1 protein-coding gene is annotated in these 1,490 nt (G+C 42.8%); it reads left to right on the plus strand.

Features of this window, described 5'->3' with window-relative positions:
- Window positions 1-241 precede the first annotated feature (241 nt).
- Window positions 242-880 carry a DUF417 family protein gene (locus tag Q0238_RS06745; protein WP_297944240.1) on the plus strand — a complete coding sequence of 213 codons (639 nt, stop codon included), beginning with the start codon at window positions 242-244 and terminating at the stop codon, window positions 878-880.
- Window positions 881-1,490: the final 610 nt, after the last annotated feature.

The raw sequence follows: 1,490 nt of genomic DNA on the forward strand, positions 1-1,490 counted from the left end.
GATCTTTATTTGTCCGCTCATTAAGAATTTTTAAAATTTTAAAGCAGGATTTGATCAAAATTTTATAAAACTCGCCAAATCAATCGATCCGGAGACTGAAAGATCTACAAATAGATCTTAAATTATATTCACTTGATAAAATTTTTTAAAACAATATTAGTATTATTTTATAAAAACTATTGACTTATTTAACCCTCTTTTGATAAACTATCGCATCAATTTTACCGCAAAGGAAACACAGATGGATCAAAATTCCCCCCTATATAAGGTGCTTAATTGCCTGTCCAATTCGCAAAGCATATTTGTAAATTGCATAAGGTTTGCAATTTTCGTCGTCATGATCTGGATAGGCGGCCTAAAAGTCGTGCAGTATGAGGCGGACGGCATCGTGCCCTTCGTCACGAACAGCCCGTTTTTCAGCTATCTGATGAAAAATAAAGACATAGTCGACAACGGCAAGGGCAAAATGGTCGCAGAGTATAATCTGCACAAAAACCCCGAAGGCTTGGTCGTGCCGGATAATATCAAATGGCATAAATCAAACGGCACCTACACGGCTTCTTACATTATCGGCGCGACGATTTGCTCGATCGGCATCTTGATGCTGCTTGGCATATGGTTCCCAAAAATTGGCGTCGTAGGCGGACTTTTGACCTTCGGTATGGCTATCGTTACGCTATCGTTTTTGATAACGACGCCCGAAACCTGGGTGCCGAATTTGGGCAATCCCGCCCTCGGCATAACGGAGAGCCCGAACCACGGCTTCCCGTATCTCTCTGGCGCGGGCAGGCTGGTGATAAAGGATCTGATAATGATGTGCGGCGGTTTGATAGCGGCTGCGGATGCGGCTAAAAGGTGGCTACAAAGTCTTTCGAAGTAAATTATAAAGCTAAAATTCTACCTCGCGGCGGGCGCAGAGCTAAATTTAAATTTACCGCCGCGAGCGCTAAATTTAACGCTCCGGCATTTTTGTTTATAAGCTAAAATACGCAGCATTAAATTTCGCCGTTGCGCTTTGCGGCGCGCTACCGCTAGACTTGATCTGTGGTTTGATTTCTTTGAAGTAAAAGAGCGCGAAAGAGCTTAATTGCGGCCGCTTTTTTTAAATTTTCCGATTTGCTCCTCGCGGCGTATTTATTGGGCGCGATGTAGCCCGTGCTTTTATATGCAGCGCCACGCAAGTTTTGTAAATGTGGATTTTAAGCGATGCTTACAATTTTGCATTCAAATACGGATTGAGGTCGTCAGCGCCGATGGATGCGCTGAAATTTGCATCGATAGAGCCGATGAAGCTCTATAATTTTAGAGATTAAATACCCTCTCGGTCAAAGCCGGTCGAGCTGTTTTTGAGAGTCACATATCGATAGGCGCTTGTAAAAAATTTCAAAGCAGGAGGCTGATGCGCGATTGGGTATTGCTCTGTGCAGATATTGGAGGGCACGATCAAAGCGACGAATTTAAAAAGAGAACCTACTTTTTTATTATAAAAT

Origin of the sequence: uncultured Campylobacter sp. (assembly GCF_938045775.1) — a bacterium.
Taxonomy (GTDB): Bacteria; Campylobacterota; Campylobacteria; order Campylobacterales; family Campylobacteraceae; genus Campylobacter_B.

Coding starts and splice junctions, on each gene's coding strand:
- Q0238_RS06745 (WP_297944240.1), top strand. CDS start 242: ATGGATCAAAATTCCCCCCTATATAAGGTGCTTAATTGCCTGTCCAAT.